Source organism: Mucilaginibacter oryzae, assembly GCF_003148845.1.
In the GTDB taxonomy this organism is placed as follows: Bacteria; Bacteroidota; Bacteroidia; order Sphingobacteriales; family Sphingobacteriaceae; genus Mucilaginibacter; species Mucilaginibacter oryzae.
In genome coordinates this window covers 1-19,011 of the sequence record NZ_QGHA01000006.1, presented here as the reverse complement: position 1 = coordinate 19,011, position 19,011 = coordinate 1, and the positions used below count along the sequence as shown (strand labels likewise).

Here is a 19,011-nt window from a genome sequence, read left to right as displayed (position 1 = left end):
CTATGGCAGTACAGAAAAACGCTTACAGGCAAAACCGTTTATTGATCATCATTTTCCTGGTGTTCATATCCATCACTTTTGTGGTGGCGCTGTTTATATCTTATAACCTTACTGCCAAGTATGTTGAAAATGAGTTTGCCTCCAAAAAGATTGAAGTACTGGAGCAAACCGTTAAGCCCTATAACGATTTTTTTCAGAATAAAATTCCCGAGATAACATCGTACCAGGGGTTCCTGGATTCGGCTTCGGCAGGAAAATACGCCGCCACGGTTTTTAACGATTTCGGCTTTGTGCGGCGCATTATTTTTTACGATGCCCTGATAGGTGGCAAAACAGGTTTCACTGTTAACCGGAATAATCTTAATATATCTGCCACGGCGGTTTACCAATACTGGAATGAAAAAGGAGTGGTTAAAGGTTCGCGGCAGCATAACGGTACCAATGAGGATGATTTCAGGGAGATGGCGGTAAAACTAAGTAATTATGTGGCTTTTTCTGATACATCGAAAATATCAACCCAGGACGAGCTGTTTAAGGCCTTTTGGGATGTAAAGCCTGATAAGATCAGTTATACCAACATTTTACGTAGAGAAGATGTGCGTATTTATCGTAACATGCAGGTATTGGGTAATGCCAAGGGCGCCACTTACAAACAAAACATGGTGACTTTTTATCTTGATCCTTATTTGATGAAGGTAAAAAACACGCATCCTGAATTATATGAAAACGTAACCATCACGCCGGTGGTTTACGACCCGATAGACAGCGAGGGGGATAAACTGATCACCGAAGTATCCTTCCCGGGCGCTTTTTCTGATTATAAGCTGTTTTTCAGTTCTGCACAGGGATACCTCACCACCGAGATTAACCGGCGATTTATGCCCATTGGCGCCGTGGTATTAGTTATGACCGGGATTTTGATATTGATTGGCTGGCTTATTTACCGCAACCTGAATGTAAATATCAAGCTGTTTAAGCTTCAGTACGATTTTATCAACAACTTTACCCACGAGTTTAAAACGCCGGTAAGCGTTATTAAAATAGCAGGCTCGAACCTGAAGGGCGATGGCGAGCTTACCGAACGGCAACGCCGCCACTACGGCAAAATTTTGGATGAAGAGGCCGATAAACTGAACGAGTTGATGAACAAACTGCTCTCCTTTACCCAGCTCGAAAACAAATCCATCACCCTTAAAAAAGAAGAGATTGCATTGGATAGTTTTGTTGGCAGGTACATTGAAACCTTTAAAATTAAATACCCCAATTTTAACCTGGTTTATAAAATTACGGGCGTGCAAACTTTTTACACCGATCCGGTATTATTAGGAAGTGTGTTTCAAAACCTGATTGAAAACGCGTACAAATATTCGCATCCGCACCAGAAAGAACTGTTCATCAATATTTCACAGGAAAAGCGCAATATTGTATTTTCATTTGCTGATAAGGGGATAGGCATCCCTAAAAATGAATTGGGTAACGTGTTTAAAAAGTTTTACAGGATAGAAAACCAATATAACCAAAACGGGAGCGTTGGCCTGGGTTTGGCATTTTGTAAAGAACTGGTTAATTTTATGAACGGTGATATCACCGTTCACAGTAAAATAAATGAAGGCTCAGAATTTGTTGTTACGCTTCCATACGAAAATTAAAATATGAACAGAGAAATTAAAATCGCGCTGGTTGAAGACGATGAAAACCTGCGTTTCCTGGTTGCCGAACGCTTACAATCTGAAGGTTACAAGGTACTGGAAGCTGATAATGGTAACGACGCGGAGACCATAATATTGGAAGAGCAACCAGATATTGTTTTACTGGATTGGATGCTGCCAGGTAAATCAGGCTCGGAAGTTTGCGGCAACATCCGTGCAAAAGGTTTCGATAAGCTCATCATCATGATGACCGCTAAAGCCCAGGATGTTGACAAAATTGAGGCTTACAACTTCGGCGTATCTGATTATGTTACCAAACCCTACAATATGGACGTGTTGGTGGCCCTGATCGAGAACAAGATCAAGTTTTCATTAAACAGTGAAAAGCCCGAATCGTACAAGTTTGCCAACATGGAGCACCTGCCCAATACGCACCTGCTTATTCGTGATGGCCGTAAAATTGAGCTCACCATTCTCGAAAACAGGATTTTGTTGTACTTCCTCAAAAACAAAAATAAGGTAATTAACCGCGAAGAGCTGATGATGGAAGTTTGGGGCTACAACGCCGATGTTAATACCCGTACCCTGGATATGCATATTGTACGCCTGCGTAAAAAGATAGAAACCAATGCCGATTCACCGCAATATTTACAAACGGTGCGCGGAATAGGGTATAAGTTTGTTTATAACCAATAAGTTAGTTAGCGGCTTGGGCTGTTATATTGGTATATAGCTGTTTTGTAAAGTTTTAAAGTGCCCGGGTTATTAAGGGCATAAGTGTATAGCTATTGATCATCAATAGCTATTTTTGTATGTTGTGATTTTTCCGGGCTTAGCCTGAGGTTTAAATCCCGACGGCGTTTTTAATTAAAACCAATACTTAAGTGAGCGAGAAATTTGACTACAAGGCTGCTTTAAAAAATATTCCGCACAAGCCCGGTGTGTACCAGTACTGGGATAGTGAAAACGAACTGATATATATTGGCAAAGCCAAAGATCTGCGCAACCGCGTTGGCTCATACTTTAACCAGGATATCCATATCAATGCTAAAACAAGGGTGCTGGTATCAAAAATACGTGCTATAACTTTTACTATTGTTGATACCGAGGTTGACGCCTGGCTGCTGGAAAACAGCATGATTAAAAAGCATCAGCCGCGTTACAACGTATTGCTGAAGGATGATAAAACCTACCCCTGGATCATTATCAAAAACGAAAACTTTCCGCGCATTTTCTGGACGCGCCGCATTGTTAAAGATGGCTCTAAATACCTCGGCCCGTACGCTTCGGTAAGCATGATGCACAATATTCTTGGTTTAATTAAGGAAACTTACCCCCTGCGTACCTGCAACCTGGCACTTACCCGCGAAAATATTGATAAAGGCAAGTTTAAGGTTTGTTTGGAATACCAGCTGGGTAATTGCAAAGGCCCCTGCCAAAACTTCCAGACGGAGGACGATTATGATAACAGCATTGAAGAAATTAAGGATATCCTGAACGGTAAGATAGGCGCGGTGCTCCGCCGTTTAAAAAATGAAATGGAAGCCGCTGCCATGGATATGAATTTTGAGCTGGCCCACCGCCTTAAACGTAAGTTTGATATGCTGGAGAATTACCAGAGCAAATCAACCATCGTAAACTCATCCATTACCGATGTGGATGTATTTAGCATTGCTTCGGAAGAGAAGCTGGCATTTGTGAACTTTTTAAAGGTGATGAATGGTACAGTGATCCAGACCCAAACCATCGAGCTGAAAAAGAAACTTGACGAAACGGATGAGGAACTGCTTACGCTGGCCATATCCGAGTTCAGGAGCCGCTACAGCAGCGATAGTAAGGAGATCATCGTTCCGTTTGATATCGACCTGGAAGATCACCCCAATATCAAATTTACGGTACCTAAACTGGGCGAAAAACGTAAGCTGTTAGATCTGTCGCAAAAAAATGTGCAGTTCTTTAAAAAGGAAAAGATAGATCAGTACGAAAAACTGAACCCCGAAGTACGCACTGAGCGCCTGCTTACGCAAATGATGAAGGATTTACGCATGAACCAGTTGCCCCGGCATATCGAGTGTTTTGATAACTCTAACTTCCAGGGTAAATACCCGGTATCGGCTATAGTAGTGTTTAAAGACGGCAAGCCATCCAAGAAAGATTACCGGCATTTTAACGTAAAAACCGTTGAAGGGCCTAACGATTTTGCCACCATGGAAGAAGCCGTACACCGCCGTTACCGCCGCATGCTGGATGAAGGCACAGAATTACCTCAACTGATTGTAATTGACGGCGGCAAGGGGCAGCTATCGTCGGCTATGCACAGCCTTAAGCTGTTGGGGATCGATAAAAAGGTAACCGTTATCGGTATCGCAAAACGATTGGAGGAACTTTACTATCCTAACGATCAATACCCGATGTACCTCGATAAAAAATCAGAAACACTGAAGGTGATCCAGCACCTTAGGGATGAGGCGCACCGTTTCGGTATTACCTTTCACCGTAAAAAGCGCGACAAAGGTACGCTTGTTACCGAGCTTGAGCTGATAGACGGCATTGGTAAAACCACAGCCGAGAAACTTTTAAAATACTTTAAGTCGGTAAAAAAAGTGCGGGAGGCTACCGAGGAAGTGCTTTTGGAGGTGGTGAACCTGAAACAGGCCAGGGCAATACTGGCTTATTTCGGGGGAGGGGAAGTTGTTGCATCTTCATAACCCTGTTGAGAAACAGCAAAGCCCCGGCTGTAAGCCGGGGCCCTGATTAAATAAAGCGGAGCGGATTATTTTTGGGCGATGTAAAATGATTTCTGGTCACCGTCCAGGTAAACGTGTACCGTTTCTTTGATCACTTTACCGTCCGAAGCAATTTCAAGGTTATAATCGCCGAGATCAAGTTCTGAAAAAACGTATCCTTTACTTACGGCTGTTTTGGTATTAACTACATCCTTCATTATAAGCTGGCCGTCGTTGCTATAAAAACGTACATAGGTACGGCCGCTTTCTGATTTGGCCATGGTAAGTTTTAAACCGCGGTCATGGTCAAGAAGATCATAGCTAACGGTCTGTTTTACTTTAGGGTTAATATCTGTATTGTCTTTGGCGCTGGCTGTATTTGCGGCGAAAACGATGGTACTTAATACGAAGAATAATGCTGATAATTTGATTGAGGTTTTCATGGCTATAAAGTTTTTAGAGTGATTAAATTTTGTTGTTGTTATTTTCAATGATCAAATGAACAACATATATTTTGACTGCTAAAAAGTGTTATACCAGCTACCTAAACAAATAGACCAACACTAAAAAAAGAGCAAAAAACCCTAAAAAAGGCGTTTTGTCGATAATTGGGGTGTTGGTCGGAGAAAAAGGGGAGTTCGTCTATCGAGAATAAAGGTTGGTCAGTGCAGGGGTGTTATTGGCATATAAAATTGACCTTCCCCGGCGGATTAGTGTAGGCTATTGCCGGATCAGGGCCTGGTATAAACGCGCGATACAATAAAATCCCCGAAAAAAGTTTTGTCGTCAATAATTTTATAGGCGGCATTATTAAAACGCTTTTCTATAGCCGGTAACCTGCCGGCTTCTATGCCGCAAAGCAGCCTGAAAAATATAAACATGCTTTTAAGCAACACGTTTTGCCACCAGCGGCCGGTAAGCTGAAAATCGGCATTGAGCCAGATCCCGCCCGGTTTCAGAAGCCTATGAAGGTGGTTAAAAACCCGGTCTACAGTTTCATCCAAAAAATTATCAAACAAAAACGGTGTGATGATCACATCAAAGTCGGCGTCGAGGTTGACGTTTTCGACGGCATTGTTCATAAAGATAACTTTGTTTTGGCCGGTTTTTCTTTTTTGAGAGAGGGCAAGCATATTGGCCGAAACCTCAACATAGGTTATGGTTAAGTCGCCCGGGTGAATTTTGCTCAATTCTTCCAGGATCCAGCCGGTACCGCCCCCCGCGATAAGGATTTTGCTGCCCGGGGGCACCATATTCAGCAGATAAACCTGCGCTTTTATTAATGCCTTGCCATAAACCAGCCGCGAAAGGTTATCGTAAAACCAGGCAGAGTTATCATAATTGGCCGCCATCGGTTATTAACGGATAATATACTTTACGGCATTAAATGCCACCACCAAAGCATACTGCAGGATAAGTACGCCATCCATATAAAAGAAGTAGTAATACTCGTTTTTTTGCCAGGCCGATTTGAAGATGAGCCAGCCGGTGAGGACCACGGTAAGGGTGAGCGCAAAAAAATCAAGATTAAAGCCATACTGCCTGAACATGAACAACAGGATGATATATCCCGCAAGCAATACCTGGCAAAACAGGTATGCTTTTTTTTCGCCCCAAACCACCGGGATGGTTTTAAGGCCCATTTTACGGTCATCAAACAGGTCGCGGATATCAAAGGGGATAGTAAGCGCGCCGATAAACAGGAATCGTTTGGCTATCAGAATAGTAGTATCGCGCATGGTAACACCAGTAAGGTGCCTGTGCATCGATTCGAGTACCGGGAACAGTACGCAGCTCATTGTCCATACCAGGGTTATTAAAAATGGTTTGAGCCCGGGGATATTACGCAGGCCAAACTTTTGCTCGCCTACAGTAAATAAAGGTAAACCATATCCAAAAGATAATACGCCCAGAAATATGAGCAGGATTTTGGATTCGGTAGTGATGATAAAAAATAAAGGGACGAGCGACAGCAGCGAGACGATGGTGAAGGTAACCATCAGCCGGTAATGGGCAAAAAACCAACGCACACGCTTGTAGGGCGATTTTTCGGGTTTTACAGGTTTGGTTACCAGGATGCAGAAGTTATAAATGCCCAGCGTTGATGTAAACAGTAGCCCCAAAACAGGAAACAGGGGTTTTGAGCCGATCAGGTGAAAGGTAAGTAAAGCCTGCGCAACCGCGCAAAGCGACATGAATATATTACTGAAGAGCAGGAAATCTAATACAGGTTGTAGTAATTTCTTCATCGGTAATGGAGTAGGAGCTTGTGCCCGATCATTTAGGAAACTGGTAGCGCCGGATCATGACCCGCTTTTAATGTAAATATCGTAATCTCCGGCAATATTCCAACCCTGCCGGTTAAACCAACAAAACCAAAGCCCACATTCACATATAATTGTTGTTTGTTTTCCTGGTAATGACCGGCCCATTCATTGTAAACATAGGTAATAGGGCTTAACTGGAAATGTTCGGTACGTACGCCAAACTGCATGCCGTGGGTATGCCCGGCAAACATGGCATCAATTTGGGGGTATTTAGGCAATACCTCGGCACGCCAGTGCGATGGATCATGCGATAACAGCAGTTTTACAGGCAGGTCATCTGTATTTTTTGTGGCGAGGTCCATGCGGCCATATTTAGGGAAGCGGCTGTACTCGCTCCAGTTTTCAATGCCTAAAATGCCTATCTCTTCGTTGCCCACTTTAAGGCGGCGGTTTTCATTAAGCAGTAAATCCCAACCCATGTTTTTGTGGGTGGCTATCAAATCGCGGTGGTTCCGTTGTTTATCTGCGATAGAATTCCAGTCGCCATAATCGCCGTAATCATGGTTGCCGAGGGTGGAGAATACGCCAAGCGGCGCCTTTACTTTGCTGAAAATGTCTTGGTAATCTTTCATTTCGGTGGCTTCACCGTTTACCAGGTCGCCGGTAAAGAATATAACGTCTGTTTTTTCCCGCAGCAACATTTCCACACCGCCCAATACCGCTTTTTTGTTGTAAAAACTGCCGGAGTGGATATCCGAGATCTGGCCTATCCGTAAACCATCAAAAGCTTTTGGCAAGTTAGGCAGGTACATGGTTTGATACCATACATGGTAATCGTACGAGCCTTTTGGCATCGCTTTTTTTATGGCAGCTAACGGAACAGCAGCGGCAAGCAGGCCGGCTTTAAGCAGAAATTCAGAACGGGGTATCGTATTTGACGTTGGGGGTTCAGTATCAGTTGTAGCGGAAGTATCCGGAATCGGGGTGTTAGTAGTGGTTGTTATTTTCTTTTTGGAGATAAACTTACGCCTGATATCGTCGGCAAAAACAAAAAAAATAAACACTGTTTTACAAATCAGCAATACAAATGTTGCCAGCAAGCACCCGGCCCTTACGCCGGTACCGGCAAAATCGGCATAGCCGCCTGTTAGCAGTGCAGTTACAATCATCGCCGAGCATCCCCAATAAAAAATGGCGAATGCTTTTGATTTAAGCAATCGCCATTTCGGGAACGCGCCGCGGATACCCGTTAAAGTGTACCGGTCAACCAGTAGTTCAACTATAATCCAAAATAAAAGGCTCAGCGCTTTCAATATCATATCAGCGCTGGTGTTTAGTATCGGTCGTCGTCAATATCAAGGTCATCATCATCGGGCTGCAAGTTAAACAAACTGTTAAACATATCCGAAAATGCGAAACCATTATCCAAAAATCCTTTATTTAACTGCGAAAACTCCGACAGGCCATGCAGCACAAATTCCATCAGTAACAATTGCTGGTTTTCGGCAAGGCGGGGGTGTATCTTTTTAACCAAGTCTTTAAGGCCGGTAACTTCATCCAGTGCTTTTTTGTATTCCTGCAGTGGCATGTCGTCAACTAATGCTAAAGTATTACCATCGCTAAACCAGTTAATGATGGCAGCATATGGATTGGGCGCTTTGGCTTTTTTTGCCTTTTCCGGATCTGGGAAAAACGACAGCAATAAGCTTTTGATGGCCTTACCTATCAGAATGTTGGCTACTTTACCCGGGCCTTCCAGTTCGCCTTCGTATACCAGTTCAATTTTACCGGTAATAGCCGGGATCACCCCTAAAAAGTCGGTTATGCGTACAAAAGTTGTTTTTTCGTTGTTGATGATCATCCGGCGTTCGGCATTGCTGATAAGGTTTTCATAAGCCGAAATAGTTAAACGCGCTGATACGCCCGATTTTTTGTCGATATACTCCGAGTTGCGGGCTTCAAAGGCGATTTGTTCCACCAGGTTTTTAACCAGTCCGTCGGCCTCAACAGCTATACGCTGGTCATCGGTTAAAGAGGCTTCCTGTTGTGTTATTTTACGTGAAATCTCTATCGAACGTGGGTAATGTGTAAGGATCTGACTTTCGATACGGTCTTTTAACGGCGTTACTATCGAACCGCGGTTAGTATAATCCTCGGGGTTTGCCGTAAATACAAACTGGAGATCCAATGGCAAACGGAGTTTAAAACCGCGGATCTGGATATCTTTTTCCTGCAGGATGTTAAACAGCGATACCTGGATACGGGCCTGCAGATCGGGCAGCTCGTTAATTACAAAAATGCCGCGGTGCGCGCGCGGAATTAACCCGAAGTGGATCACGCGTTCGTCTGAATAGGTTAGTTTCAGCGTAGCTGCCTTGATGGGGTCAACATCGCCAATTAAATCGGCAACGGTAACATCCGGGGTGGCCAGCTTTTCGGTATAACGCTCCGAACGGTGGATCCAGCCAATGGGGGTGTCATCTCCTTTTTCGGTAATAACGCTATGGCCGTACCACGATATGGGGTTGTAAGGGTCATCAAACAATTCAGATCCTTCAATATAAGGGATGTATTCGTCAAGCAGGTTTACCAGCAGGCGCGCTATACGGGTTTTAGCCTGGCCGCGTAAGCCCAGCAGCAATATGTTATGGCGCGATAATATAGCAGTTTGCAGATCGGGGATAACCGTATCTTCAAAACCGATAATGCCTTCAAACCCCCCTTCGCGTTTTTTTAACTGCTCAATCAGGTTGGCGCGGAGTTCATCTTTAACCGAACGGCTTTTATAGTTTGTTTGCTTTAACTGGCCGAGGGTTTTTATATCTAATAGTTTGCTCATTCGTTATGTTTTAGTCCGGAAGTCGGTAGGTCCGTAAGTACGGAAGATTTATTTTAGTCCGCAAGTCCAGAAGCGCGGTTTAATTTTTATTTAATCATTTATCGAGCCCAATCTTCCGGACTTTCCGACTTGCGGACTTTCCGACTTTCCAACTCACCTCACCGTCTTTCTCCGGTTTTTAATGTAATCTTCAAAAATGTATTCGCCCAGGCCCGTTAGCGAGCTGTAAAATGCTTTGCCGCCATTGGTTTCCGTAAATTTACGTACAAACTGCTGCAAGTATGGGTCTTTGGCTATCATAAAGGTGGTGATGGGTATTTTTAACCGCTTGCATTGCGCCGCCATGTTCAGCGTTTTATTAACCACTTTTCTATCCAGACCTATGCTGTTTTTATAATACCGGGTGCCTTCTTTTAAACAGGTGGGCTTACCATCGGTAATCATAAAAATCTGTTTGTTGTGGGTTTTTCTTCTGCGGAGCAGATCTGTTGCCAGTTCTAAACCTGCATAGGTATTGGTGTGGTAAGGGCCTACCTGTAAATAAGGCAGATCCTGCAGGCTTATCGGCCATGCATCATTGCCAAAAACAACTATGTCCAGGGTGTCTTTCGGGTATTTTGTCCTGATCAGCTCGGCAAGGGCCATCGCTACTTTTTTGGCCGGGGTAATCCTGTCTTCACCGTAAAGGATCATCGAGTGCGAAATATCGATCATCAGCACGGTTGAAGTGAGGGTTTTATAATCCATTTCCTCCACTTCCAGGTCGCGCTCGGTCATCATAAAATCGCCAATGCCGTGGTTTACCTGGGCATTGTGGATAGATTGGGTCATATCTATCTGGTCCAGGCTATCCCCGAACTCAAACTCGCGGCGTTCCGCATTTTTCTCATCGCCCTGGCCCGATTGGGGGGAGCGGTGATTGCCTTTGCCTGATTTTTTCAGCTTACCGAAAATTTCTTCCAGTGCCGATTGCCTGATGCTTTGCTCCGTTTTAGCGGTGATGCTGAACTCGCCGTTTTGATTATCCTCATTCAAATAGCCTTTTTGCTTCAGCTCATCAATGAAATCGCCCATGCCGTAATCATCGTTGGTGAGGTTGTATTGTTTATCGAGTTCGTTGAGCCAGGCTAAAGCTTCGCCAGCGTCGCCCGAAGTGTAGTTGAGCAACTCGAGGAATAGTTTTAATAATTCGTCAAATCCGCCTTTAGGGATCTGGTTGGGCTCAAATTTGGAAAATCCAAAACCGCGCATATTTTGTCCTTTCTGTACATAAAGGAACGGATAATTTTCAGTAAAAGTTTTCCCCTGCTGCCGATAAATCAAATTGTTAGGTAAGCATGACAATTTGATTTGGTCATTTCTGATTTCGGATGTTCGATTTCGGATTTTATTATTGGGGATTACACCGATTGAATTTTGATTACACCGATTTTCGCAGATTAGATTTTATTGATTTATTAGTGTGTCAAATATCCGGCTGATATTCTGCTTATTGACAAATTGGATAAACTCAATTCAATCAAATCCGAAATCGAACGTCCGAAATCCGAAATTAAAAAATTAAATATATGCCAAACTATTCAGCAACTCGGGCGGATAAACCGGGTTTGCACCACGCTGGCTGGCCACGTACGATCCTACCGAGCAGGCCTTATCAACAACCTGCTGCATAGGTTTGCCCGAAAGCAGGCCGGATACAAAGGTGGCCAGGAAAGCATCGCCCGCGCCCACGGTATCTGCCACCTTTACCGGGCAGCCGGGACTGTCAAAAAATTCATGATCGTGCCATACCAGGGCGCCGTGTTCGCCACGGGTAACACAAATAGTTTTAACGTGATATTTAGACCGGAACTCGATGATCTTTTCGCGTAGAGGCGCACTGCCGCCGCCTATCAGTAAATCCGCTTCTTCCTCGTTCATTTTCACCACATCGGCCCGCGCTACCAGTGTTTCGATGGTGGATAGCGTATAATGCGGCGGCCGCAGGTTTACATCAAACACTTTTAAGGCCGGGGTATCATCAAGCAGGTTTAATAAGGTTTCGCGGGTTTTGGTACCGCGGCACGCCAGGCTGCCAAACACAATTGCTGTAGCCGCCTTAGCCGCTTTGCTAAGCGCTGTTGTTAATTCAATATTATCCCATGATACAGGCTCGGGGATGATATAAGTGGCGGTATTGTTCTCGTCAAGCTGTACAGTAACCTCGCAGGTTGGAAATTCATCATCCTGCTGGATCAGGCCAGAATACAAGCCGCTGTTTTTTAAGAAGGCGATCAGCCCATCGCCCGAATTATCCATACCCACGGAGCTTGCAAAGCTAACGTCGACCCCCTGCTGTACTAAATGCCTCGCTACATTCATCGGCGCGCCGCCGGCCTTTTTGCCATCGCCAAAAGCATCCCATAACACTTCGCCAAAGCTTAATACCGTATTTTTCATATTTACTGTTTGTTTTTTTGATGAGGATGAAAATCAAATATAGTAAAGAACCATTGATTGCTGATGATAAGCTTGATTTCGATGCCTTTTCTTTTTGGAAGATTTTAACGCCTTTTTTGATTTCACTGATTTTTTTAGATGTGCTTTTTCAATACTAAAATCCCCATTAAATGAATTGGATGATTAGTAGTATTTGTTGTTTTTATTCTGTTAATTCGGATAATGCCTTAAACTAAGTTCAGACAACTAATCATTATGAAAAAACTAATCCTAAGCACTATTCTCCTAACTATGTCGGTTTGCTGTTTCGCGCAGGATAAACAGGCCATCCTCAAGGTTCTCCATACCCAGCAGTTGGCCTGGAACCGCGGCGATATCGACGATTTTATGCAAGGGTACTGGAAATCAGACTCATTGCTATTTGTTGGCAAGGAAGCCCCGACCTACGGCTGGCAAACAACGCTCGATCATTATAAAAAATCGTATCCCGATAAGGCAGCCATGGGGCAACTCACTTTCACTATTATCCAGGTAAAATTGCTCGACCCTAAAAACGCTTTTGTTTTAGGCGGGTGGAAACTCGACCGCGAAAAGGATACCCCGGGAGGTTATTTTACCCTGTGGTTCAGGAAGATTAACGGTAAGTGGAAAATAGTTTGCGATCATACTTCTTAGCGGATTAGTGATTGCTATAAGGTAGCAGAGGGTAGAATTGTAAATTTGTTTAATTTTGCGGCATGAAACGAGGTTTGGTAATTGGGAAGTTTTTGCCGCTGCATATGGGGCATATGGCCCTGATTGGTTATGCCCTTGAGCATTGCGACGAATTGGTGGTATTAGTTGGTGCAACCGATGATGAGCCGGTACCCGGCAACGCGAGGCTTGAATGGCTTAAACAAACTTATGCGGATAACGACCGAGTTAAGCCGGTATTGTTAAACTACGAAGAGGCGATGTTACCCGAAGCAACCGTATCGGTCGAAAACATGTCGAGGTTGTGGGCCAGCTATCTCAAAAAGCAGTTGCCGCATATTGATGTGATATTTGCATCAGAATCATACGGGGCTTATATGGGCCGTTTTTTAGATTGCGAAAGCGTTATTTACGAAGAACCCTGCAAAGTGGTGCCCGTAGCGGCCGAGCGCATCAGGCAGGAACCTTCCCTGTACGCGCACCTGTTACCCCAGGCGGTTAGGAGCTATTATCAAGTATAAAGTTTAGGTTTGCGAGTACTCACCTCACTGGAGTTGTTGATCAAAAAGCGGACTTACGCAGCGGCGATACGGGGATAAAAAGAACAGCGATTGGTAAACCAATCGCTGTTTTTTTAAACGGTTTAAAACTTTAAGCTATATTAAAAAGGCTTTCCTTCAGCCAGTTCTTTATTGGCCCATTTTATAGCCAGCTCTTCGCGGAATTTGGCATACCTTTCCTTAAATAGCATTTTTAACGCACTGTCAACCCCGCCTTTAACGGCCAGGTTGTACACGCTTGCCGCCTTACGGGTTAGGCTCGCGTCCCAGGCGCGCAGGCTCAGTGAGTATGAGCCATCAATGTATTTCATCCAGTGCCAATAGCCGGTTGGCATAAACAGGGTATCGCCATGTTCAAGGAATACTTCAATACCTTCAACCCCATCCAGGGCCGGGAACTTTTTAACGTCGGGGTTTAATACATCATAGTCCTCCAGGGCGTAAGTAGCGTTAGGGATGCAGTATAAACGGCGTTTCCATTTATTTTCAAACAAAATCACATGTTTACGGCCGCCAAAGTGGGTGTGGAAAATATGCGGAAGGTCAATATCGTAATGTAAAAAAGTTACCGAGTTTGATCCGCCGAAAAACATGGCCGGCATGCTTTCTAAAAAGCCGCCCATTAAATCTTTAGGCAAAACGATATCATCTAAAAGCTGGGGGGCCTGTTTAAATATATTGAAGAAAAAAATCCTCAGTTCGGTTGGCTGGCTGCGGATCAGATCGATATACTCATCAAAAGGCATTTCTGATGCCCGGGAGTTGATCGGTTTTGACGGATCGGCTTTTGAATTATCATACAGCGGCACCACTTTATTACCAACCACTTGTTTTAAATACTCGGGTGTCCATTTTTCGCGGGCAGGCCAGCTTTTGGTAAGCCCTTTAATAACCAGCGGGCGACGTGGGTCTAAATAATTCTTCTTAAAATCTTCGGGAGAAATATTTTCAACCGTATCGATCGGGTTAAGAATGAAGCACATAATATAGTTTTTGTTACTTAGGGGGTTATGCTTATTTTAAAATAAAGTTACAACAATGTTTCTTACTTATTTAAAAGCATTCAAAATAACGAAATAAACGCCAAAGTAGTATCAACTAATGTATAATATTAAGGTTTGCCTGCCGCAAGGGCTTTGTTGGCGCGTTTTATAGCCAGGTTTTCTTTCCAGTCCATATAGTCTTTTTTAAACCTTGCTTTCATCAGGTTATCAAACTTGCGCTGCAAGGTGAGGTTGTAAAGGCTTTTAGCTTTAATAGCCCATGATTTATCCCAGGCGCGTAATGATATTGAAAAAGATCCGGTCAGGTATTTCATCCAGTGCCAGTAACCGGTAGGCATAAACAGGGTATCGCCGTGTTCAAGTATCGCCTCCTGGCCTTCAATTCCGTCAAGCGCCGGGAATTTTTTAAAATCGGGGTTGGCGATATCATAATCTTCCAGTGCGTAGGTGGCAAAGGGAATACAGTACAGGCGCTCAGTCCACTTTTGGTCAAACAGCATCACATGCTTGCGGCCATTAAAATGAGTATGGAAAATGTGGGCCAGGTCGATATCGTAATGTAAAAAAGTAACTGAGCCGGAACCCCCGAAAAACATGTTGGGGTATTTATCCAAAAAGCCGCCCATTAAATCAGATGGTGAGCGGTAATCATCCAGCAGCTTAGGGGCATGTTTTATGGGGTCGAATAAAAAGATCCTTAAATCGGTAGGCTCTCTCCGGATCAGGTCGATATAATCGCCAAACTTCATCTCGCCCGAAGCCGCGTTGATAGCCTTGGAAGGATCGGCTTTGGCGCTGTTATATAAGGGAACAGTAATATCACCAACGGTTTCTTTCAGGTAATCGAAAGTCCATTTTTGTAGAGCGGGCCAGGTTTCGGTAGCCTTGCGGATAATCAGCGGTTTACGCGGATTCAGATAATTGTTAACAAAGTCTTCTTTGCTTATATAATCTACACTATCAATTGGTGTGAGGGTTATACTCATTTTTACGTTAATTAATGAGCAAAATTAATTCTTTGTAAAAAATATGTAAACTATTTAAGGGATTTTGAAAATCAACTGACAGTTATTCTTAGTGGCGGTAGCGGTAGCGACACGTATAAATAAGATAAAAGGATGCAGCATGGGCTAACTTCAGCGCTAAACTATTTACTGTGAACTAATAATATTACAGCTGCCGCTGCATCCATTTAACTGCCGCCAACTTAATTGGGTTTAAGCACCGAATTAACTACATGGATTATGCCGTTGCTTTGTGCCACATCGGCTATGGTAATCAATGATTTGCCGCCTTTTTCATCAACCAGGTAAAGCTTTGTTCCCTGCGACATTACGGTGATGGTACCGCCGCTTAAGGTATTTAACTCCAGTTTGCCCTTACCTTCTTTTACCCTGGTCAGCAAATCGGCCGAGGTTAATTTACCCGGTACTACATGGTAGGTGAGTAGCTTAATCAGGCTTGCCTTGCTGGCCGGTTTCATAAGGTTATCAATTGTACCGGCAGGCAATTGCGAAAAGGCTTCGTTTGTAGGGGCAAAAACAGTGTAAGGCCCGGCACCGGATAAGGTAGGGGTCAACCCGGCGGCTTTAATGGCATTTACCAGCGTAGTATGGTCTGTTGAGCCGGAAGCATTTTGTACAATATTTTTAGCTGGCGACATTACCGCACCGCCCACGGTTTTTTGTGCGAAAACTTTTGGCGCCGCGAGATAAGTTACCAATAATAATGCGATGACGATTTGCAGTTTTTTCATAATTGCAGGTTATAAATATAGTACGATTATTTAAAGATAAACAGTTTTTAAAACCATTTTGCTTTGTAACAAAGTACTGACTGCAAAAAAACAGCAAAGGTTTAGAAAAACAGTTCGGCGGCGATATGGTCGGCGTATAGTTTACCCCGGTTGGTAAGGTAAATAGTATTTTCTTTACGGATAATCCATTCCCGGTCAAAAAAATCGGCAGCTTCTTTTAATAGCTGGTCGGCGGTGCCTTTGGCAATCTGGTTCAGGTGATCAAGATCAAGGCCCCAGATAGTGCGCAGCGAGGTCATGATATATTCGTTCAGCCGGTTTTCTTCCGTCAGTACCTCGGCTTCGGCGGGGATGTTGTTTTTTTCGATTGACTGGATATATTTGGCATTGTTAGCGATATTCCATGCACGGGTGTCACCATTATAGGAGTGTGCCGATGGGCCTATGCCCAGGTATTTAGCCCCCTTCCAGTAATTGGAATTATGCTGGGAATAGTGTCCGGGCTTGCAAAAATTGGAAATTTCATAGTGTTCAAAACCACGCGCCTGCATCGCATCCATCAGTACTATAAACTGTTCGGCGCTTTGCTGCTCGTTTAAGGGGGCTTGTTTCTTTTTCCTGATGAATGAGGCGAGGGCCGTTTGCGGCTCAACTGTCATACTGTATGAGGATATATGCGGAATATCCAGATCAAAAATTTTATCGAGGTTATATTTCCATTTGGTATCACTTAACATGGGGTAACCATAAATCAGGTCGGCGGTAATGTTTTCAAATCCGGCATCCTGCGCCCGTTTTACCGATGCTTCTGCCTCCTGTCCCCGGTGTACGCGGTTCATCCAAATCAGGTCCTCATCATAAAACGACTGGATGCCGATGCTGAACCGGTTAACGGGGGTTTGCCGCAAAGCTTTGATTTTATCAGCCTTCAGGTCGTCGGGGTTGGCCTCTAAAGTAATTTCGGCAGTGGATGAAACTGTATGCAGATCAGTAATAGCATCGATGATACCGCTGATTTCATCCCCCTCTAAAACGGATGGCGTACCGCCGCCAAAATAAATGGTTTGGATAGTTTCATTATCCAGGTAGCTTTTCTGCAGTTTAATCTCCTGCAATAAAGCCTGCAGCATTTCATCTTTATATTTTAATGATGTGCTGAAATGGAAATCGCAGTAGTGGCAAGCCTGTTTGCAAAAAGGGATATGGATGTAAATTCCGGCCATGCTTTAAGAGTATGTAATCCCGTAATGAATGGGATAGGTTAATGATGTCAATATTTTGATTATCAGTATTAAAAAGCACTTTGTTAGCTTTCTTAATCTTTTGTTTTTTATTCCATTTTATGTTATTTTTGTTACTCGAGCGTTACTATTTAGGTTTCATAAGTAACAAAAGTAACAATTAAACGCTAATCGATAAGTCATGGTAACTATTAGATATAAAAAGCTAAGCACAGGCAAATTTAGTGCTTATTTGGATGTCTATTCCAATGCCGGTGAGGGTAAAAGTAAACGCAACTACGAGTTTCTTAAGATTTATGTAGATAAAGACTATTCTGATGCAGCAAGCCGTGTTAGCGAGGCTGATAAAGAAAAGATGAAAATTATTAAAGCACTGCGTAATAAAAGGGAAGACGAATTGAATTTCTCGGAGCATGGCTATAAGCAACCTGCCAAAATCAATTATTATTTGCAGGACTATCTTGACCAATGCCTTGCAAAGAAATTTAACTATAAACTGGAATGCTTGATCATTCATCTCGGAAAGTATTGCCCCAAACGAACCGTATTATTCCAGGAAGTAGATGAAGAATTTTTAGATAAGTTTCAGAGTTACCTTCTTAATCAGGTTAGCAGAAATACAACTAATGCTTACATGTCTGTGTTTAGGCAGCATTTCAATAAGCTAGTAATTAAAGGGATTATTCAAACTTCTCCATTTGTTAATTTTAGGATTATTGAGGAGGAAGACTCGGAGCGCACCACGCTCACTATCGAGGAAGTTAGAACCTTAGCTAATTTCGTTCCCAAAAGAGGTAACAGCCAGATCAGGGAAGCTTTTATATTTTCTTGTTTTACTGGTTTGCGTTTTTCGGATATCAAGAAGTTGCATTACGATGAAATTGTTAACGATCAGTTGATATTTCGACCGGCGAAAACGACAAAGAAAATTGTTACTGTACCATTGGCCGATGAAGCAAAAAAGATTATTACAAAAGTGATAAAGCATCCTACAAATAAAAAAGTGTTTTGGGATTTGCCAACGAGTCAGGTGGTAAATGTTTATTTAAAATTCTGGGCATTGGAAGCTGGTCTGAAAAAAAATCTCCATTTCCACGCTGCCCGTCACACGTTTGCAACCATTGGCCTGACTTTTGGAATCGACATATATACTATGAAAGAATTGCTGGGGCACAGTAAAATTGAAATGACCCAAATCTACGCCAAAATCGTTGACGAGAAGAAACGAAACGAAATGTTGAAATTTCCTAAACTTTGAATATGAGAAAGGTTTTCTTTGAAATCGGTCTAGTAATTGCCTTTACCTTGGTCTACCTTTTGGTTCCGGGAATACGCTTGCCGCTGATTATTACCTTTGGCATATTAGGCATTTGGCTATTACCCGTTCAATTATTTTTATCTGTAAGTTTTAAAAACTGGCAGGATGAGCTTAGTGGCCGTTTTCATCATTTACCAACACAGGAGCGTTTATTGCAGGTTAAGGTTAACTTTGAGGGTCTTGATCCGATAGAGGTTAACAAGCTTCGGTTGTTTTATACCAATGTAAGCATTTTTCACTATCTGCTGATGATGTAATAGCCACTATTTGATCTGACAGTTGTGTGTTTTTATAAGTTGTCAGCTTTGATTTGTGAATATAGTTTTTTCTCGTGTAAATGCATCGACACAGATTCTTCTGAGCCCTTTTTGTGAGGGCTCTGAAGAATCTGGTCATCGGCGAGCCTCTCCAATAACTTTTCCTGTGCCATTGGTATACTGTCGATGAGCGTTTGCATGGGCGTTTTACCAAAGCAGTATTTCCCGCTATGGGTCCGTTCATTATTATAATTGTACATCC

General features: G+C 43.3%; 18 protein-coding genes and 1 pseudogene. 7 read left to right on the top strand and 12 right to left on the bottom strand.

Annotation, left to right across the window (positions count from 1 at the left end; all coding sequences use genetic code 11):
- The first annotated feature begins 2 nt into the window (after positions 1-2).
- The 3 genes from LX99_RS16330 (at position 3) to uvrC (ending at position 4,357) form a co-directional block, all read left to right on the top strand.
- Entirely contained in the window at positions 3-1,649 is a 1,647-nt protein-coding gene (locus LX99_RS16330; protein WP_109608851.1) for a sensor histidine kinase, read from the top strand.
- Positions 1,650-1,652: 3 nt separating this feature from the next.
- Positions 1,653-2,345 (top strand): response regulator transcription factor, encoded by a 693-nt coding sequence (locus tag LX99_RS16325; protein ID WP_022830876.1) that lies wholly within the window; start codon positions 1,653-1,655, stop codon positions 2,343-2,345.
- Between the two features lie 188 nt (positions 2,346-2,533).
- The gene (uvrC, locus tag LX99_RS16320; protein WP_109608850.1) at positions 2,534-4,357 is read left to right on the top strand and encodes an excinuclease ABC subunit UvrC; all 1,824 of its coding nucleotides are present in this window, start codon (positions 2,534-2,536) and stop codon (positions 4,355-4,357) included.
- Between the two features lie 65 nt (positions 4,358-4,422).
- Here the strand turns inward: uvrC and LX99_RS16315 are convergent, their stop codons facing one another.
- From LX99_RS16315 to LX99_RS16285, 7 genes are all read right to left on the bottom strand, one after another.
- Complete coding sequence (locus LX99_RS16315; protein WP_109608849.1) at positions 4,423-4,818, bottom strand: hypothetical protein; 396 nt, start codon at positions 4,816-4,818, stop codon at positions 4,423-4,425.
- Positions 4,819-5,106: 288 nt separating this feature from the next.
- Positions 5,107-5,727, bottom strand: coding sequence for a class I SAM-dependent methyltransferase (locus LX99_RS16310; RefSeq protein WP_109608848.1), 621 nt, complete (start codon positions 5,725-5,727; stop codon positions 5,107-5,109).
- A gap of 6 nt (positions 5,728-5,733) precedes the next feature.
- On the bottom strand, positions 5,734-6,624 hold the full coding sequence (locus LX99_RS16305; RefSeq protein WP_245927946.1) for a UbiA prenyltransferase family protein: 891 nt from the start codon (positions 6,622-6,624) through the stop codon (positions 5,734-5,736).
- A 32-nt stretch (positions 6,625-6,656) separates the two neighbouring features.
- Entirely contained in the window at positions 6,657-7,961 is a 1,305-nt protein-coding gene (locus LX99_RS16300) for a metallophosphoesterase (RefSeq protein WP_109608846.1), read from the bottom strand.
- A gap of 14 nt (positions 7,962-7,975) precedes the next feature.
- Positions 7,976-9,481, bottom strand: coding sequence for a sigma 54-interacting transcriptional regulator (locus LX99_RS16295; RefSeq protein ID WP_109608845.1), 1,506 nt, complete (start codon positions 9,479-9,481; stop codon positions 7,976-7,978).
- A 153-nt stretch (positions 9,482-9,634) separates the two neighbouring features.
- The gene (locus LX99_RS16290) at positions 9,635-10,732 is read right to left on the bottom strand and encodes a vWA domain-containing protein (protein WP_031266468.1); all 1,098 of its coding nucleotides are present in this window, start codon (positions 10,730-10,732) and stop codon (positions 9,635-9,637) included.
- A 309-nt stretch (positions 10,733-11,041) separates the two neighbouring features.
- Positions 11,042-11,920: a carbohydrate kinase family protein gene (locus tag LX99_RS16285; RefSeq protein ID WP_109608844.1), complete on the bottom strand. Its 879-nt coding sequence runs from the start codon at positions 11,918-11,920 to the stop codon at positions 11,042-11,044.
- A 255-nt stretch (positions 11,921-12,175) separates the two neighbouring features.
- On the opposite strand from LX99_RS16285, the gene LX99_RS16280 reads away from it, so the two are divergent.
- Both LX99_RS16280 and LX99_RS16275 read left to right on the top strand, forming a co-directional pair.
- Complete coding sequence (locus LX99_RS16280) at positions 12,176-12,595, top strand: YybH family protein (RefSeq protein WP_109608843.1); 420 nt, start codon at positions 12,176-12,178, stop codon at positions 12,593-12,595.
- A 62-nt stretch (positions 12,596-12,657) separates the two neighbouring features.
- The gene (locus LX99_RS16275) at positions 12,658-13,134 is read left to right on the top strand and encodes an adenylyltransferase/cytidyltransferase family protein (protein ID WP_022831662.1); all 477 of its coding nucleotides are present in this window, start codon (positions 12,658-12,660) and stop codon (positions 13,132-13,134) included.
- 140 nt (positions 13,135-13,274) lie between these two features.
- Here LX99_RS16275 and LX99_RS16270 read toward each other — a convergent pair whose 3' ends face one another.
- The 4 genes from LX99_RS16270 to hemW form a co-directional block, all read right to left on the bottom strand.
- Positions 13,275-14,156: a cupin-like domain-containing protein gene (locus LX99_RS16270; protein ID WP_109608842.1), complete on the bottom strand. Its 882-nt coding sequence runs from the start codon at positions 14,154-14,156 to the stop codon at positions 13,275-13,277.
- 128 nt (positions 14,157-14,284) lie between these two features.
- Entirely contained in the window at positions 14,285-15,163 is an 879-nt protein-coding gene (locus LX99_RS16265) for a cupin-like domain-containing protein (RefSeq protein WP_022831660.1), read from the bottom strand.
- Between the two features lie 221 nt (positions 15,164-15,384).
- Positions 15,385-15,933 (bottom strand): fasciclin domain-containing protein, encoded by a 549-nt coding sequence (locus LX99_RS16260; protein ID WP_109608841.1) that lies wholly within the window; start codon positions 15,931-15,933, stop codon positions 15,385-15,387.
- A 101-nt stretch (positions 15,934-16,034) separates the two neighbouring features.
- The gene (gene hemW / locus LX99_RS16255) at positions 16,035-17,156 is read right to left on the bottom strand and encodes a radical SAM family heme chaperone HemW (RefSeq protein ID WP_109608840.1); all 1,122 of its coding nucleotides are present in this window, start codon (positions 17,154-17,156) and stop codon (positions 16,035-16,037) included.
- Positions 17,157-17,355: 199 nt separating this feature from the next.
- Between hemW and LX99_RS16250 the strand changes: the two genes are divergently transcribed.
- Both LX99_RS16250 and LX99_RS16245 read left to right on the top strand, forming a co-directional pair.
- Positions 17,356-18,432, top strand: coding sequence for a site-specific integrase (locus LX99_RS16250; RefSeq protein ID WP_109608839.1), 1,077 nt, complete (start codon positions 17,356-17,358; stop codon positions 18,430-18,432).
- A gap of 2 nt (positions 18,433-18,434) precedes the next feature.
- On the top strand, positions 18,435-18,749 hold the full coding sequence (locus LX99_RS16245; protein ID WP_109608838.1) for a hypothetical protein: 315 nt from the start codon (positions 18,435-18,437) through the stop codon (positions 18,747-18,749).
- Positions 18,750-18,781: 32 nt separating this feature from the next.
- On the opposite strand, the pseudogene LX99_RS26115 reads toward LX99_RS16245, so the two are convergent.
- Positions 18,782-19,011: pseudogene (locus LX99_RS26115) on the bottom strand (hypothetical protein); the annotation flags it as partial.

Bases quoted from the DNA above. Each gene is read 5' to 3' on its own strand.
- LX99_RS16325 (WP_022830876.1), top strand. From the start codon at position 1,653: ATGAACAGAGAAATTAAAATCGCGCTGGTTGAAGACGATGAAAACCTG.
- LX99_RS16295 (WP_109608845.1), bottom strand. From the start codon at position 9,481: ATGAGCAAACTATTAGATATAAAAACCCTCGGCCAGTTAAAGCAAACA.
- LX99_RS16245 (WP_109608838.1), top strand. From the start codon at position 18,435: ATGAGAAAGGTTTTCTTTGAAATCGGTCTAGTAATTGCCTTTACCTTG.
- LX99_RS16290 (WP_031266468.1), bottom strand. From the start codon at position 10,732: ATGCGCGGTTTTGGATTTTCCAAATTTGAGCCCAACCAGATCCCTAAA.
- LX99_RS16305 (WP_245927946.1), bottom strand. From the start codon at position 6,624: ATGAAGAAATTACTACAACCTGTATTAGATTTCCTGCTCTTCAGTAAT.
- LX99_RS16315 (WP_109608849.1), bottom strand. From the start codon at position 4,818: ATGAAAACCTCAATCAAATTATCAGCATTATTCTTCGTATTAAGTACC.
- hemW (WP_109608840.1), bottom strand. From the start codon at position 17,156: ATGGCCGGAATTTACATCCATATCCCTTTTTGCAAACAGGCTTGCCAC.
- LX99_RS16275 (WP_022831662.1), top strand. From the start codon at position 12,658: ATGAAACGAGGTTTGGTAATTGGGAAGTTTTTGCCGCTGCATATGGGG.
- LX99_RS16270 (WP_109608842.1), bottom strand. From the start codon at position 14,156: ATGTGCTTCATTCTTAACCCGATCGATACGGTTGAAAATATTTCTCCC.
- LX99_RS16265 (WP_022831660.1), bottom strand. From the start codon at position 15,163: ATGAGTATAACCCTCACACCAATTGATAGTGTAGATTATATAAGCAAA.
- LX99_RS16260 (WP_109608841.1), bottom strand. From the start codon at position 15,933: ATGAAAAAACTGCAAATCGTCATCGCATTATTATTGGTAACTTATCTC.
- LX99_RS16310 (WP_109608848.1), bottom strand. From the start codon at position 5,727: ATGGCGGCCAATTATGATAACTCTGCCTGGTTTTACGATAACCTTTCG.
- LX99_RS16280 (WP_109608843.1), top strand. From the start codon at position 12,176: ATGAAAAAACTAATCCTAAGCACTATTCTCCTAACTATGTCGGTTTGC.
- LX99_RS16285 (WP_109608844.1), bottom strand. From the start codon at position 11,920: ATGAAAAATACGGTATTAAGCTTTGGCGAAGTGTTATGGGATGCTTTT.
- LX99_RS16300 (WP_109608846.1), bottom strand. From the start codon at position 7,961: ATGATATTGAAAGCGCTGAGCCTTTTATTTTGGATTATAGTTGAACTA.
- LX99_RS16250 (WP_109608839.1), top strand. From the start codon at position 17,356: ATGGTAACTATTAGATATAAAAAGCTAAGCACAGGCAAATTTAGTGCT.
- LX99_RS16330 (WP_109608851.1), top strand. From the start codon at position 3: ATGGCAGTACAGAAAAACGCTTACAGGCAAAACCGTTTATTGATCATC.